At 58.9% G+C, this 15,149-nt stretch carries 14 protein-coding genes, 1 tRNA gene and 2 pseudogenes; 5 read left to right on the forward strand and 12 right to left on the reverse strand.

The genetic code is table 11. The annotated features are described in order from the left end of the window. Positions 1-25 precede the first annotated feature (25 nt). A complete protein-coding gene (locus tag VR74_RS20290; RefSeq protein WP_299949276.1) occupies positions 26-259 on the forward strand; it encodes a hypothetical protein in 234 nt (77 codons plus the stop codon). A gap of 17 nt (positions 260-276) precedes the next feature. Here VR74_RS20290 and obgE read toward each other — a convergent pair whose 3' ends face one another. The 4 genes from obgE to VR74_RS01260 form a co-directional block, all read right to left on the reverse strand. After that, positions 277-1,317, reverse strand: a complete 1,041-nt coding sequence (obgE, locus tag VR74_RS01245) for a GTPase ObgE (RefSeq protein WP_045693682.1) — start codon at positions 1,315-1,317, stop codon at positions 277-279. A gap of 9 nt (positions 1,318-1,326) precedes the next feature. Next, positions 1,327-1,851 (reverse strand): GNAT family N-acetyltransferase, encoded by a 525-nt coding sequence (locus VR74_RS01250; protein ID WP_045693684.1) that lies wholly within the window; start codon positions 1,849-1,851, stop codon positions 1,327-1,329. Between the two features lie 125 nt (positions 1,852-1,976). Next, the gene (gene rpmA / locus VR74_RS01255; RefSeq protein WP_045693686.1) at positions 1,977-2,246 is read right to left on the reverse strand and encodes a 50S ribosomal protein L27; all 270 of its coding nucleotides are present in this window, start codon (positions 2,244-2,246) and stop codon (positions 1,977-1,979) included. Positions 2,247-2,285: 39 nt separating this feature from the next. Then, positions 2,286-2,918 (reverse strand): 50S ribosomal protein L21, encoded by a 633-nt coding sequence (locus VR74_RS01260; RefSeq protein ID WP_045693688.1) that lies wholly within the window; start codon positions 2,916-2,918, stop codon positions 2,286-2,288. 181 nt (positions 2,919-3,099) lie between these two features. On the opposite strand from VR74_RS01260, the gene VR74_RS01265 reads away from it, so the two are divergent. Beyond that, positions 3,100-3,189 (forward strand) — tRNA-Ser (locus VR74_RS01265). Positions 3,190-3,244: 55 nt separating this feature from the next. Here VR74_RS01265 and VR74_RS21485 read toward each other — a convergent pair. The 3 genes and pseudogenes from VR74_RS21485 to VR74_RS01275 form a co-directional block, all read right to left on the reverse strand. Next, positions 3,245-4,350 (reverse strand): annotated as a pseudogene (locus VR74_RS21485) (IS481 family transposase). Between the two features lie 30 nt (positions 4,351-4,380). After that, positions 4,381-4,494, reverse strand: a pseudogene (locus tag VR74_RS20305) (IS3 family transposase); the annotation flags it as partial. A gap of 231 nt (positions 4,495-4,725) precedes the next feature. Next, a complete protein-coding gene (locus VR74_RS01275; RefSeq protein WP_299949280.1) occupies positions 4,726-5,520 on the reverse strand; it encodes a hypothetical protein in 795 nt (264 codons plus the stop codon). Between the two features lie 611 nt (positions 5,521-6,131). Between VR74_RS01275 and gspG the strand changes: the two genes are divergently transcribed. Next, a complete protein-coding gene (gene gspG / locus VR74_RS01280) occupies positions 6,132-6,572 on the forward strand; it encodes a type II secretion system major pseudopilin GspG (protein ID WP_045693692.1) in 441 nt (146 codons plus the stop codon). 52 nt (positions 6,573-6,624) lie between these two features. Here gspG and VR74_RS01285 read toward each other — a convergent pair whose 3' ends face one another. The 5 genes from VR74_RS01285 to VR74_RS01305 are packed head-to-tail and all read right to left on the reverse strand — an operon-like array spanning position 6,625 to position 11,873. Next, positions 6,625-7,545, reverse strand: coding sequence for a type II secretion system protein GspK (locus VR74_RS01285; protein WP_045693694.1), 921 nt, complete (start codon positions 7,543-7,545; stop codon positions 6,625-6,627). Beyond that, a complete protein-coding gene (gene gspD, locus VR74_RS01290; RefSeq protein ID WP_299949282.1) occupies positions 7,542-9,779 on the reverse strand; it encodes a type II secretion system secretin GspD in 2,238 nt (745 codons plus the stop codon). Before gspD ends, VR74_RS01285 begins: the two co-directional genes overlap by 4 nt. Positions 9,780-9,781: 2 nt before the next feature. Beyond that, positions 9,782-10,282 (reverse strand): hypothetical protein, encoded by a 501-nt coding sequence (locus tag VR74_RS01295; protein WP_045693695.1) that lies wholly within the window; start codon positions 10,280-10,282, stop codon positions 9,782-9,784. After that, positions 10,279-10,869: a type II secretion system protein GspM gene (gene gspM / locus VR74_RS01300; protein WP_045693697.1), complete on the reverse strand. Its 591-nt coding sequence runs from the start codon at positions 10,867-10,869 to the stop codon at positions 10,279-10,281. The genes VR74_RS01295 and gspM overlap by 4 nt, the downstream gene beginning before the upstream one ends. Further along, positions 10,866-11,873: a PilN domain-containing protein gene (locus VR74_RS01305; protein ID WP_299949284.1), complete on the reverse strand. Its 1,008-nt coding sequence runs from the start codon at positions 11,871-11,873 to the stop codon at positions 10,866-10,868. The genes gspM and VR74_RS01305 overlap by 4 nt, the downstream gene beginning before the upstream one ends. Positions 11,874-12,210: 337 nt before the next feature. Between VR74_RS01305 and VR74_RS01310 the strand changes: the two genes are divergently transcribed. Next, complete coding sequence (locus VR74_RS01310) at positions 12,211-13,944, forward strand: GspE/PulE family protein (RefSeq protein WP_045693699.1); 1,734 nt, start codon at positions 12,211-12,213, stop codon at positions 13,942-13,944. Further along, positions 13,941-15,149, forward strand: coding sequence for a type II secretion system F family protein (locus VR74_RS01315; RefSeq protein ID WP_045693701.1), 1,209 nt, complete (start codon positions 13,941-13,943; stop codon positions 15,147-15,149). Before VR74_RS01310 ends, VR74_RS01315 begins: the two co-directional genes overlap by 4 nt.

Genomic DNA, 15,149 nt, shown 5'->3' on the forward strand with positions numbered 1-15,149 from the left:
ATCCACTTTCGACAAGGCCGAACCGATGCCCCAATTCGACATGATTCTTCTGACGCCTGACGCGGCTGCCGGCGCCGATATCCTCGAGCACACGGCTGGCAGCCCTGTGCGGGAAGGCGGCGGCGATGAGACCTATCGCTGCGGATCCTGCAAGACCAAGCTGCTTGTGAATGTTGGCCATCACGACGCGCATGGTGTTGTAGTCAAATGCGGCAAGTGCGGGCGCCTGAATACAGAGCCGCACCATCATCATCACTAGCGGCCGTCGCGCGGCGCTCAGGGGGACCATGACCCGTCCTCGTCGACACCATCTGCCTCAGCTTCAGCCTGCAGGCCGAGGTGCTTCACAATCGCAAACAGCGCGTCGCGAACGCCGGCCCCGGTGACACCCGAGATCAAAAGCGGCTTGCCTTTATAGGCTTTCTTCAGCTGCTTGACCTGCTCGGCAACGAGTTCAGGGTTCAGCGCATCAATCTTGTTCAGGCCGACGATTTCGGGCCGCTCAGCCAGTTCCGGACTGTAATCCTCCAGCTCCTTGCGGATGGTACGGTAAGCCTCAGCCGGGTTGTCCTGGGTACAGTCGATCAGGTGCAGCAGCACCTTGCAGCGCTCGATATGTCCGAGAAAACGATGGCCGAGGCCAGCGCCTTCGGCGGCGCCTTCGATCAGCCCAGGAATATCTGCCAGCACGAAGCGCGTGTTCGGGCCAAGGTCGACCACGCCCAAGCCGGGATCGAGCGTGGTGAAAGGATAGTCGGCGATCTTGGGATTGGCGGCCGTTACGGCGCTCAGGAAGGTCGATTTGCCGGCATTCGGCAGTCCGACAAGCCCGGCGTCTGCGATCAGTTTCAGGCGCAGCCACAGCCAGCGCTCCTCACCCTCTTCGCCGGCATTGGCCCGGCGCGGTGCCTGGTTGGTCGAGGACTTGAAACGCAGATTACCCCAGCCGCCATTGCCGCCGGTTGCCAGCAGGACGCGCTGTCCCACTTCCGTCAGGTCTGCAATCAGCGTTTCCTGGTCGTCCTCGAAAATCTGGGTACCGACAGGCAGTTTCAGCGTAACATCATCACCCTTGGCGCCGGTGCGCTGCTTGCCCATGCCGTGACCGCCACGCTTGGCCTTGTGGTGCTGCTGGTAGCGATAGTCGATCAGCGTATTGAGCCCGTCGACCGCCTCGGCCCACACATCACCCCCACGGCCCCCATCGCCCCCATCAGGACCGCCATACTCGACATATTTCTCGCGCCGGAACGAGACGCATCCCGCCCCGCCACCGCCGGACTTGATATAAACTTTGGCCTGATCAAGAAATTTCATCGGGTCCTCTTACGCGTTTCGCGCGATCCGCGCCATGTCGAAGTGATCAACCGCTTCGCCCCGGCCGAGGGAAAACAGCTTGCTGCGGCCAGCCCGCATGAAGCCGAGCTTTTGTAACACCCGCCCTGATGCCGGATTGTCGGCAAAGTGCCCCGACAGGAAGGCAGTCTCGCCGCGCTGTTCCAGCCATGAGAGCAGGGCCATGGCTGCCTCTGTCGTCAGGCCCTTGCCCCAAGCTGAAGGCGAGAGCCAGTAACCGATTGTGAATGACAGGCCGGCCGCCTTCCGGTTCGCCCCTATGACGCCGACAAGCTGGCCGTCCAGGATCATCGCCCTGATATGTTCACGATCTGACACCGCGGCGGCACTATGGCCTGCAATCCAGCCCAGCGTCTGGGCCTTGGACTGGCCCGGCGCTACGCTGGCAAGCATGCGGTAGACCCTGGGATTCTGCACCACCTGCGTGATCGGGCCGGCATCAACAGGCCCGACCGGCCGTAACAGCAGCCGCTCCGTCCTTATCTCGTCACTCATCTTCGCCTCCTCAGGGCAGGACAAGGGCAGGGGAGGGCAAAGAAAAAGGGGAAGCAGTGGCCTGCCTCCCCTCGGAATGATCGACTTTCGATCCGGCCACGTTCCCGCGGCCGCGCTGTCAGCCGCTATTCTGCTGCGTTCGCGAGCGGTACAATATTCACATACATGCGGCCGCCGGTCTTCTTGGCGAACTCGATCTTGCCTTCGGTCAGCGCAAACAGGGTGTGGTCGCGGCCCATGCCGACGCCCTTGCCTGGATACTTCTGCGTACCGCGCTGGCGCACGATGATGTTGCCTGGCACGACATGCTCGCCGCCATATTTCTTGACGCCAAGGTATTTCGGGTTCGAATCGCGACCGTTACGTGACGAGCCGCCTGATTTTTTATGAGCCATACTCTGCTCCTGTCCTGTCTGAAGGGGCTTATAGCGCCCTTATGCGTCCTTGGCGAATTCTTGAGCCTGTGCGACCCAGCCGTCTTTTGCAAAACGGCCCGTCAGGCTCAGCTGTTCTTCGAGCTCGGCAATCTGCGGCTCCGTGAGGGCAGCAATCTGCGCGAAAGTCGTTATGCCGGCAGCGTTCAGCTTCTTTTCGAGCGCGGGGCCGACACCGGTCATCTTTTTCAGATTGTCGGCAGAAGCAGATTCTGCGACCGGCGCTGCTGCTGGTGCAGCCTTCGGGGCTTCGGCAGCGGCCGTTTCAGCCTTTGGAGCGGCTTCCTTCTTGGCGGCAGGCTTCTTAGCAGGCGCCTTGCCGTCAGCATTTATCGACGTGATCGTCACGGTCGTCAGGTGCTGCTTGTGGCCGATTGTCCGGCGGTAAGTCTGACGCTGGCGCTTCTTCCGCGTGATCAGCTTGGGGCCGCGCATGTGCTCGGCGATTTCGCCGGAAACGGTCGCACCAGCCACGAGAGGCGCGCCAACCGTAACGGACTCACCGCTTCCGAGCATCAGGACGTTATCGAACGTCACGTCTTTACCGGCTTCAGCATCCAGCTTCTCGATGACGATCGTGTCGCCCTCGGAAACTTTGTACTGCTTGCCACCTGTCTTGATGACCGCGAACATGGGTCTCATCCTTCCGGCATGAAATCAAAATGGAATACGCGCGAAACCGTCGCCGGTCCGCGCCTGAAGCGGGGGGTAAACACCAAACCGGACCTGCTGTCAAATGTCATCTTCAGGCGATTTCAGGTGGTTGAAATCTTCTCGCAGTCAGTATAGGTCACCACCCTTCCCACCGGGGCGCGGAGAGGTGCTAGAGTGGTTGAATAGGTTAGTCTCGAAAACTAATGTGCTCGCAAGGGTACCCAGGGTTCGAATCCCTGTCTCTCCGCCAGCCCCTGGGGGTACATTCCGGGCACATGGTTTACATTTGATACCGGACAGATGGTTTACACATCTGCCGGTGCGAATGGGTTGGTAGCGGGTTCGACGCGATCCTCCTGACTATCGAAGAAGCCCAGATCATAGTTTAGAAATGAGACGAGCCAAAGCTGGTCCTCGACTTCGCGCAGGCCGAGGATTTGGCCTGCGAAGACCTGGCTCAGATTTATCTTTCGCTTTCCAATGCAGATCCGTCCACAGCGTGTGACGCGGACAGTCCTGTCATGGAAGGGATATTCGGGGTCGCCTGGCGGCTCATAGATGCGCGCCGAGGGTGTATAGAGGTCGCCGGGACAAGCTCCGGCCAATGCCTGATGCGGACGCTCATTGTTGTAAACATCGACGAAGCGGTCAAAGCTCTCCTGTTGCTGGAGAGAGTTGAAGGCGGGAGGTTTTGTGGCCTCCTTCTTCAAGGTCAGTGCATGCGTTCATGCCGGCCGTTCTGCTGCGGGCAACCGGGACGAATGCGCTCGAGTCGGATGCCGAGACGCAGCCACCAGACCGAAAGTTTGCTCAGGCCGAACATGGCATGCGAACTGGCGGAAGGCGCACCATTGTCGGTCCTGATTGCACATGGAAGTCCGAACTCCTTGAAAACACTCTCAAATACAGAAAAGGCAAAGTCTGCCTTGGTTGAGGTTACCCGTTCGCAGGCGAGCAGGTAGCGTGATTGATAATCCGAGATCGTCAGCGGGTAGCAGTATTGCCGGTTACCGAGTTGGAACTCCCCTTTGCAGTCGGCGCACCATAGTCCGTTAGGCTCACTGGCGGCATTGAGCGGCGTGCCTTGCGCCGTGTAGCGTCGGCGCTTGCGACGGATCACCAACCCGTGCCGGTCAAGGACCGCGTGAACAGTCGACACGGCTGGTGGCTTTAACATCGGCAACTCCCGCAGCAGCTTGTCTCGGATCTTTGGCGCGCCCCAGGATGGATACTCGCGCTTTATCCTGAGAATGCTGCGCTCGATCTGGAAAGGCAGCTGACTGGCCTGCCGGTACGGGCGCCGGCTGCGATCATTCAGGCCGTCCAGCCCGCAGTCCTTATAGCGATCGTAAATCTTATAGCCGGTGACCCGCGAGATGCCGAACTGACGGCATAGCGGCGCGGTAATCATCCCATTTTTAATGGGCCTGTTTCCTAGACTTCACGCGGCAAGTTTCAGTTTCATGGTGGGGGTAATTCCGCCGATGCCCATATTGGGGCGTTGATTGTTGTATGACCATAGTCATTTGGTGGCGTGGTTGCGTACCTCCTCCAATTGGGTGAGGAAGCCTTTCATTTCATCTAAAGGCACAGCGGGTCCAGGGTTGATACGGAGCGTTCTCCCTGCCGATCGCGACGGCAAGATCGCAGCGCCATGTCCCCAACGTGACCCTGGTCATGCAGGTATGGCCTGTCGGGCGGCATGCAAGCCTGTTGTCCGATTCATAAACACGGCCCCGGCCGCGTTTGCGCTCGGAGCCGTATCTGATACTGAAATACCCGTGGATCAGAGTCTCACGTCAACATCGGTGGTGGTGGTCGCAAAGGGTTCCGTCGAGCCGATATCTGGCTGCCACAGGACTTCCACGCTCGTTGGGCAATTTGGCAGGTTCGTCTGCAGCTGGAATGTCGACGTTGCGCTTGGTCCAGGTGCCACATCGGGGACAATGTCAGTCGAGAACCGGGTGACGGAGTTTCCGTTAGGAAGAACGAAATTTGCCTGAATGACTCCCTTCGCAGAGCCAACCGTATCCGATGGCGTGCCATCCGGCTCGAGTGGAGAGTGGACTGCACCCCTTATTGCGAGCTCATCGCCTACACGGCAATTTGCCCGTTCAACAGCAACTTCGTGCATGTCCTTGTTGGCCAGGAAGGCGTCAAGCGGACCTGTAAGATCCAGTATGAAGTAATGGAGTGCCTTTTCATTCGCTCCATCGGGAGTCGCGACATTCCGGTCTCCGTAATATCCCTCCATCCCGTAGGGTACGCCGACGAGATCTGCAGACGTGAGATCGAGTGCAAATCCTGAGTCGACGCGGATGTCGTTGGCTGGCATGCGGCGGTCGTCGATGGGAAGCATGACTGGCCCGTTGCTGCCGCGAATGAAGTCGGTCTCACCATCGCAATTCGGTGTAGAGCACAGATTTGATGTTATGACGCCCAGGACGACGTTCTCGGCCGGTTCGGTGAATACATCATCGGCGACCATTATTCCGGTTCCGAGTGGTCCGCCTGTCGGATCCCATGTGCCGATTGCGATCGCCGTACCGCCGATGAAGCCGCGTTGACTCCTGCCGGGCAAGAAAGGTCCCTTGAACCAACCATTGAAACCGAGAACCAGTCCATCCCTTGCGGTGCGCCGATCTGCGGTCGGGGAAACAATCGTGGTTCGCCCGGACACAAGAACGTCAATGCCGGCAACTCGAAGAATCCTGTTGACGTTGTCCCAGTCTTCGATCGGCCCTTCGATTTCTGTGGGAATGGGGGGGGCGGCCTGTGCTGACGCGACCTGGCCGATCCCCAAAGTGGAAATTGCTGCAGCGCAAGCTGCTAGTTTCAATGCGTGACGATACATCCGTATGCCCCTCTGTTTGAGTGTCTCAATCCATTAGATGCGTTCACGATGCATTGTTGCCGATCGCCTTCCGCATGGAATAATTATCGCAGCAAGCTGGCAGAACGACAGATCCGAGTGATTTGTCGGGGTACGAAGTCTTTCGATACTTTAAGACATAGTGCCTGATGGCTTCATTGCGACGGTCCCGGGCCCTGTGATTGGCGAGCAGTAAAATAGTCGCGGTTTCTAACATCTTATAAGATGTGTGGCGCGCCATGCTGCATGGATTGTTCCAACTCCGGCGATTCGACTGTAGATTTCATTGGTCGGGATCCGTGGCAGGACGAGGAGCAGACATGACCGAAAAGATCACGCAAGCGCGGCGGGCGCATGACGCTGAAGCCGGATTCAGCCTAATGGAACTGCTGGTGGCGATGGTGATTCTCGCTCTGATCATGGGCGTGGTCGCTCCGCGCGTCGTCGGCTACCTGAGCCGTGCAAAATCGCAGACAGCGGAAGTGCAGATCCGCAACATAAGAGCTGCTGCGGACATGTTCCTACTGGATGTCGGGCGTTATCCGACAAATGAAGAAGGGCTGGGCGCTCTGGTCGAGCCAAAGCCAACTGCGACAGGTTGGTTTGGACCATACCTTCAGGAAGAGACAGTTCCAGTTGATCCGTGGGGGCAGCCCTTCCGTTATGATGTGAGCGATGACGGGATGAGGGTGCGAATATTTTCGCTGGGGCGGGATAATGCGGAGGGTGGAAGCGGTGAAGACAAGGATGTTGCCATATGATCCGCTTTCGTAACGCAAGAGGCCGACCCAACCACGCTAGTCTGAAGGCGACTCAGTAACAGTTTGGCAATGAAGTGCCTGGACGCAAAGCCAGCTCTGCATCGTTGGCTGGCGCGGCGCGGATTTCGATGATCGGCCGACTGGGTCCAGTACGTCCCGTGCGGCCAAATGTTGCCTCGACCACCCGAATGCGTCCGCCATGAAGGCGAGCGGCAGCGCGGACCATTAGCGGGGCTCCTGCGTCACCGTTTGAGCGCAGTGCGCTGAGGCGCGAGACAGAATCCCGAAGGGCGACTATTCGTGTGGGTGGAACGGGCTGTGCGTTCTCCAGCGATTGGCCTTGAACAGCAGCTTGCACAGGCTCACTTGCGTAACGGAGCGATACGGAGGGTGTCCCGTTGAGCAGGGTGAGGTGGGGTCGCGCCATTTCAACCATACGAGGCGGAATTCCCGCGACCGCTGCAAGCTCGCCCACTCTGAGGAAAGGGCGATTGGCAGGCCGCGTGCGCCCCTCGCGTTCATACACAATGCGCTCTGCCCCGCCAGGCCGCGGCGTGTCGTCTGCGTCGCGATAGTCAGCAATCGCTGCGGCCGCTCTATCCGCCTGTTGTTCGCTTTCACCGAGCGCCTCGAAAAGCCCGCTCAATACGCCCTCCGGTGCCGTGTTCAGGTCTATCAGGGCCGCCGTTGGCCTGACCTCGAGTCGCAGTACATCATCTCCAAGGCGGCAAGTGATCGACTCGCCCTTTCGAAAATCCGGATGGCCCGTTTCCCACAGATCGACAGCAACCCGCAATCCGCCTTCTGCCAGGACGGTTGCGGTCAGATCGTTACGCGCGTCATATGCACTGGCTGCGCCGAGATGTGCTTCGCGCGCCATGATTGTTGCGACGACGGCCATTATGCCGACGGCCCAGATCACCAGGATCACCGCGGCCCCCTTTTCGCTATCGTGAGGACCGGAAGCATTCATGCTGCAGGCTCACCCACGGCAACGGGATCCTCCACGACCTGATTGTCCAACCTCAGGTCAGACACGGCTTTGTCGGAACTGGAATTCGCAGTCGGCTCCACAATGAGCGGGACAGGCGCGCTTCTGAAGAATGCACTCTCCACGGATTTCATCCGCTTTCTCAATTCGTCGGTCACCGCAAATGCGGACTCGCGTCCTCGCACCACACGCGGTGTTATGAGAACCAGAAGTTCGGTTCGTTGCGTGGAATAACCTGTCGTGCTGAAGGCCGCTCCGATAAGCGGCAGGTCTCCCAGCAGCGGCACCTTCGTCCTGGTATCCGTGATCCGTTCACGCATCAGGCCGCCCAGTGCAACGCTTTCACCGTCCTGAACGGCGACGGACGTCGAAATGCGCCGCTGCTGTATGGTCGGAGAGTCAATGCCCGACGATTGCGTGGCAACAACATCGCTGACTTCCTGGTCGATCTCCAGAATGACGAGTCCGCCATCATTCACACGGGGTGTGACATTCAGAATGATGCCGGTATCACGCAGGGATACGGAATTGACAATTGGCGCATCTGGATTGGTGACGCTGACGGCCGATTGGGTCACGACCGGAACCTGGTCGCCAACCTGCAGGACTGCCGTTCGATTGTCGAGTACCATCAGCGATGGTGCTGAAAGGATCTTGACGTCGGTCACACCAGCCACTGCAGACAGGGCTGCCCGGCCGTTCTCTCCTGAGAAAAGCGCAGAGAAACCGGGGAATTGCGAGCTGACGGCACCTGATGCAATGTCGGTAAACGAAAGATCGAATTCTCCGCTCTGGAAGAACCATGTCAGTCCATAGGAGAGATCATCCGTCAGCGTTACTTCGGCAATTGTTGCCTCAAGGAAAACCTGATTTGGCGTTGCATCAAGTTGCGATATCGCCCCTTCCAGCATGCCGAATTGTTCAGGCGTTGCCAGGGCGACCAGTGAATTGTTGGCATCATCGGCAAAAACCTTTGCTGCGGGAATGCTTTTTCCATCAGCGCTGGCTCCGAAGACAATAGAGGCGGAACCTGTCGCATCGGTATCTGACTCGGTTGACTCAATGAGTGTCCGCTCGCCAGGCGCTACGCCGTTTCCATTAGAACTTCCTCCGGTACGTTCTGCCGTCAGTGTATCGCGCAGGATATCGGCAATTTCCGTTGCCGGCCTGTTCTGGATCGGGATGACATAGAATCTCTGTCCGGCCTGTCCGCCCGAGCGGTCCAGCCGGCCAATCCAGTCTCCGGCTTCGTCCAGGTATGATGCCTGGCCTGTTATCGTCAGAACGACGTTGAGCCGGTCGAGCGGGACGAACCGGACGACGCCCGAGATGGGCCCGGCCATGCCGGTTCTGAAGATCGCGTCAAGATCGTCCACAACACGCGACGCGGATGTATACTGGACGGGCGTTGCAGCAAATGACATGCCCCGCATCCAGTTCACGTCGAACACGTCCACCAGGGCTTCAGCATCGTCCAGCGCCGAGCGCGATCCGTTCAGAACGATGACATTGCGGTCTGTGTCAGATGTCACTGTGACGCCCGACTGTGCCATTCCGGAAAAGACTTTCTGCAGCGAGTCGGCTGAAACATAGTCCAGCGCGATGACCCGCTGGGTTCCGGTCGATGCCCCGCTGCCATCAGCATTCCCGCCCCCCTGTACGATCCGTATGAAATCATCACCGGATGCGATTGAAGCGCCCTTGCTGCGCAAGGCACTGTCTAGCAGGCGAAGTGCACCGCTGCGGCTGACCGGCCTGGCAGTCTGGAGCGTGATGGTGCCTGTCAGGTTTGCTTCAATGACATAGTTTTCCTTGAGTATTCCCCCAAGAACCTGTTGAACCGCGTCGCCGGAAGGGACATCTACGAGGTTGATGGTGATGTCTGCATTCGTGTCGGGCTCGCTGTCCACATTGAGGTTGCGGCCATTTCGGAGGCCTTCGCCGTACTGGACAAAATTGAGATCGCCGGGGCCATGCGGCGACGCCGAAACCGGCGCTTGCCCGGGAAGCGGCCTGCTGTCTTCCGGTCGAACCTGGACCTGGCTGGTGGCAGTCTGGGGAGCCAGAGAATAGTGCGATGTGCGCTCGGGAAAGCTATGACTGGTGCAGGCACCCAGAAGCAGTGCAGCAGCAGCTGGCACGACCCTGCGCAACCGGCAGAACTTGGACGCCGTCTTGCAGGAATCGCCGAAATAAGATGTGTTGACCTGCGTCATGGTTATGGCGCTCCTTGTGTGTCAGGGTAAAGGGCGAGGGTCGTTCTGTCGTCGCCAAGGGCGAGCGTGACCCTGTCTGGTATCACTCGCACGATTTCCCAGCCGGACAGGGTTTCCCCATGCGCCAGCCAGACAGGAGGCCCACCCGAGATGGGCTGGAATGCCGCGCGCGATTCAGCACCGGCGATCACGACGCCGCGTAGTCGATAAGCCGTGTCAGGAGATGTGGACGGGTTCGAGGCATCTGTCGTCGAAATGAAATCCGGTTCATCGGCAAAAGTCCTGCGTTCAGAATGAAACAGTGGCCGTTGCGCCATGACGAATTCGGCATTTGCTGTGGGCGCAAATGCGTCAATCTCAATCGGTTGCAATGATGGGGCAACCGAAGCAGAGCTTGCAGGTGGCGGTGTCCGGATCTGCACGGCCAGGACGAGGAAGAGCAGGGCGCACATACTCAGGAGCGTCGCCGAGATCATTGCAGTGGAGGCTGCAACCCTGTTCATGGTTGACGCTCCTGCACGTTCGCGTAGGCACCGACGTCAAGTCGAATTTGCAGAATGGGAGCAGTTGGTCGCCCCGCCTGCCGACGGCTGCTGCTTGAAAGCTGGACTTGCGCGCCGCTGACGAACAGGCTGGGACGGGCAGCGTTCAACCGGGTGATGGCGTCCTGGAACTGGTCGTGGCTGGCCATGGCAGTAACCCTGACGCCGACTTCCTGAAATCCGTCGCTTGTATGCGTTTGCAATGGCTGCAGGCTCTTCACGTCGGCTCCGGCATCCTGTAGTGCCTTGCGTACCAGCGACAGGAGTCCGGATGTAGCCTGAGACTCGGATGAGGCCTGGAATATCGAACTGTGCGCACTGGCGTCAGAGTTGAGCGATGCACTGACGGATTCCATTGCCTCCCGGGAGGCGATGATTCCTTCCCATTTGGCGAGGTCTGCTTCGGCCCTTGCAATTTCCTGCTTCTGCTTCTGGATCATGCTTGAGAGTGGCAGGCCCAGGGTGGCCACAAGGCACGTACCTGCCAGAGCTGCCAGGCCCGCTGCGAGAAGCTGCTGTCGAGCTTGAGGCATCGCATGGAGGTTCATCCATTGTCCTCCGCAGGGCGCGAGAGCGAAACTGGCTGCTCAAGCATGATTTCAATGCGGAAGCGGTCAGCGCCGAGGCGGGCATCCGACACGACGGGCGACGAGAAGCGTGCGCTAAGTATGCCGGGCGTGTCTTCCAGGGTCTGCAGGATCGTACCTGATGAACGTGACAAGCCGATGAGTGAAAGGGTCTGCTCATCGAATGTCAGCGCCTCGATCCAGGTATCATCGGGAATGGCTTCGGTCAGGCTGGCATACAATTGGGGGAACTGCGTCGGCCCCGACATGCGGTTTGCGATTGTTTTGCGAATCCCGATTTCACGGCGAAGCCTGGCCTGAAGCTCCAGGACGTGTCTGGCCTCTGCTTCGGCACCTGATATCCGTGTCTGCAACGCCTCAACCTGCCGCTCCCGGTTCACCCAGCCAAGTGCAAGTATCGCGAGAACCAGACCCAGCGCGACAAGCGTCAGAATGCGGTTGAGTTGCGGCCAGGTGGCGTCCATCCGGGTTCGCAGCGCGGAGTCGAGCAGGTTGAAGCCCATTGGCGTGCCGTCCGGAGACGCAATATCCACCCTCGCAAGGCTGACGCCGTGCTGAGCCAGAGCGGATCTGTGCGTGTCGATGAGGTCCTGCCGTATGATCGCTTGCTGAACCTGAATCGTGTTGCCCGGCCCGGAGGACGAATCGACAAGCGTGTCGCTTGCGACTTCTGCCATGTCGAATGGTGTTTCCACGGGGATTTGAAGTCGCATGACCTGCTGGACGTGATTTGCGGATGCGGCAGGAAGCGTTTTCCGCCGAAGAAAGACATCATCCTGCGACACGATCAGAAGCGCGTCCGCGCTGTTCACGAGCTGTTGGGCCCGTTTCGACGCCGCAAGGTCCTCCGTCACGCCCCCAGGCGTTTCGAATACGAGATATCCGTGCGGTTGCTCACGCAGAAACACCCACCTGCGCGAAGGCATATAGGCTGTTATCAGCCATCGGGGAATCAGGGTTCTCATGGTGCTTGTCCACCATTCGAGAAGTGACCTTGCGTGCAAGGTCACGCCCAGCGCTAAGTCGGCTCGCCTTGCGCCCACGCGTTCGCTTGCATCGACCATGACTTATTCCCCACATCGCAGGCCAGACAGGGTAAGCCCGGCAGAACCTGCGCTAGGCGACAAGTCTTTGTGACTGTCCTTCCACTGTCAATCGGAGGGGGATACGCAGACGCCAAAGGCAGAGAAACGAATCTTCGCATATTTTACACTGGCCCCCCATATGACAACCGAACCCTGTTTGCCTTCTCCGGGAAGTATCGGACAATTGGAAGTATCAGCCTTGGCAGGACGGTATGGGATGGACGGCGAAGTAGATTTGATTTCATCTTGCCCTTCATCAGGTGAGGGTGATGGTGAAGGTTGGATAGAGGCTTTCGAAGCCGAGCTTCTTCGCGTCGGTCAGATTGATCCTGCGCGCCTCGCCCGGGCCAGGACGTCCGCCGCCCGGGCTGGGGAGCCTTTGGCCGCTGTTCTCGTTAAACTGGGATTGTGTACGGAAAGCCATGTCTCGACGGCGTTGGCGCGCGCAATGAACCTGCCTCACAGACCCTTGTCATCAGCCAACAGCATTCCGCCGGAATGTACCGGCATTAAGCCTTCCTTCCTGCGAGCCAGTGAGGCTGTACCTGTTGAGCTGGAGGATAATCGGCTGCTGCTCGTGATGGCGAATCCCGCTGATCTGGAATGTGCTGCAGCTATCGCCTACAAGACCGGCTTCAAGGTGGAGCGTGCAGTCGGGTTGCGCTCTGAAATCCTCGCCATGATCGACCGGCAGGCTCCGATTGAGGTGAGCGCCACTCCGGTTTTTACCGGTCATGCCAACGAAGATGAAGACCTGGAGCGCCTGATTGATCTGGCCCGCGGTGCGCCGGTTGTGCGCTGGGTCGAGGACTTGTTGACACTGGCAATCGAAGCGCAGGCTTCAGACATCCATATCGAGTCCGAGCGCAACGGCTTGCGGGTACGCATACGGGTGGATGGCGCCTTGCAGGAGGTAGATCGGCCACTTAATGGCGCTGCAGAAGCGGCGGTGTCCCGCATAAAGATATTGGCAAAGTTGAATATCGCGGAGAGACGCCTGCCGCAGGATGGGCGCATCAGGGTCGCCGTCCAGGGGCGTGAAATTGATCTGAGAATAGCCACTCTGCCAAGTCTGCATGGCGAAACGGTGGTGCTGCGTATCCTGGACCAGTCGGCGGGATACCTCACACTGGAGCGCCTCGGGCTGTCTTCGCACGCGCTGGGCTTGATCCGGAATGCAATCGCCCAACCCCATGGCATGATGCTGGTGACTGGACCTACAGGGTCGGGCAAGACGACGACGCTGTACGCTTGCTTGCGGCACCTGATCTGTCCGGAGTTGAAATTTGTTTCGGTCGAAGACCCCGTCGAATACGAGATCTCAGGCGTGACGCAGGTTCAAGTTAAGCCGGAGATCGGTCTGGGCTTTGGTCAGGCACTCCGATCGGTCCTGCGGCACGACCTCAATGTTTTGATGATCGGTGAGATACGTGACCTCGATTCTGCTTCCATCGCAGTCGAGGCGGCCCTGACAGGTCACGCGATCCTCTCGACAATCCATACAAACAGCGCGCCTGCAACGGTTACGCGCCTTATCGAAATGGGGATCGAGGATTACCTTGTTGCTTCGACAGTGAATGCAATCAGCGCCCAGCGGTTGCTACGTCGCCTCTGCCCCGATTGCGCAACTCCTGCTGCGCTGCCAGCGGGCTTCCTTGAGCGGATCGGGTCACACCTGGATGCGGAAATTGAGCGCGATTTTCGGCAACCGGTCGGGTGCACGAAGTGCCGTGGCACCGGATTCCATGGCCGCCTCAGTGTCGCGGAAGTGATGCCGATATCTGGCAGCGTGCAGGCTGCCATCATGTCCAGAATGCCGGAACAGGATTTACGGGACCTCGCGATTGATGAGGGCATGGTGGCACTGATAACTGACGGTTTGCGGCGGGCACAGACGGGACAGACGTCCTTAGATGAAGTATTTGCGGTCCTTGGAACGCAGTATCTATGATGCGCCACTTTCGGTTCAGCGCGTATGGGGCAGGCGGCCAGATCGTTCGTGACACTGTTAGCGCGGCCACCGAGACCGATGTCCTTAGCCAGCTCAGTCGCGATGGCCTGATCCCATTTGAACTCGAGATGGTCATTGCCCGCCCGCGCCAGAAGGCTTTGCGCAGAAAGCGGATTACTGGAACGGCACTTATCGGATTTTGTCGTTCAATGGCATCGATGGTGGAGGGAGGACTTCCCGTCGACGAAGCATTACAACTGATTGCGTCCGATCAAGATGATCGTTCGGCAGCGACACTGGCTGAAGCGGTCAGGGAAGAGATTATTTCAGGTGCGTCCCTGGCGGACGCGTTGTCCCGGATTCAACCCTCGCCGCCAGATTATCTCGTCGGGCTGGTCAGAGCCGGAGAGGAGGGTGGCTCCCTCGCAACGGTTTTCAGGCGTCTGGCACTTGCTTTGGAAAGCGAGAACCGCCTGGCTGATGCTGTGAAATCGGCGCTCATCTACCCTTCGGTCCTGTGCGTCACGGCCTTGGCATCGATCTGCCTGATACTGCTCGTCGTTGCCCCGGCATTGAAACCCGTCCTCATGGCGAGCGGAGCCGACGCGCCTGCGGCCGCGCGAACCCTGATTGCCGCATCCGATCTTGTGCGAGAGGGGTGGGTATGGGGACTCATATCCGTCCTTGCGCTTTGCCTCGGCTTGTCGGCCTGGTTGCGCAGCGACCATGGACGTAATCGGCTTGGTGGATGGGTCCTGAAATTGCCTTTGATTGGACAGACCGTTCTCGACATTGAATTGGCACGGTTTTCCGCAACGCTGGCCGCCTTGCTTGAAAATGGCGTCAGCATCGTGCCGGCCCTGATCATTGTACGGCAAGGCGTAGGGAATCCCGTGCTCCAAGCGTCAATCGAACCAGTGATCGACTCGGTGCGCGAGGGGAGCCGACTTTCGACGTCAGCATTGGACAACACACTTATCCCGGCCGTATTGGCGAATTTGGTCGCGGTAGGAGAGCGATCAGGGCATCTCCCGATCCAGCTTATGCAAGCGGCAAGCGTGCTTGAAGAGCGGAGCCGACGAAGGATAGACCGGACGGTAGCGCTGGCAGGTCCGACGCTCACACTCGTGTTGGGTGTCATGATTGGTGCGGTGGTGCTGACCTTGTTGAGCGCCATCATGAGTGTCAACGACCTGGCTATGTGA

The sequence above is a fragment of the Hyphomonas sp. BRH_c22 genome (assembly GCF_000961795.1).
Lineage (GTDB): Bacteria > Pseudomonadota > Alphaproteobacteria > Caulobacterales > Hyphomonadaceae > Hyphomonas.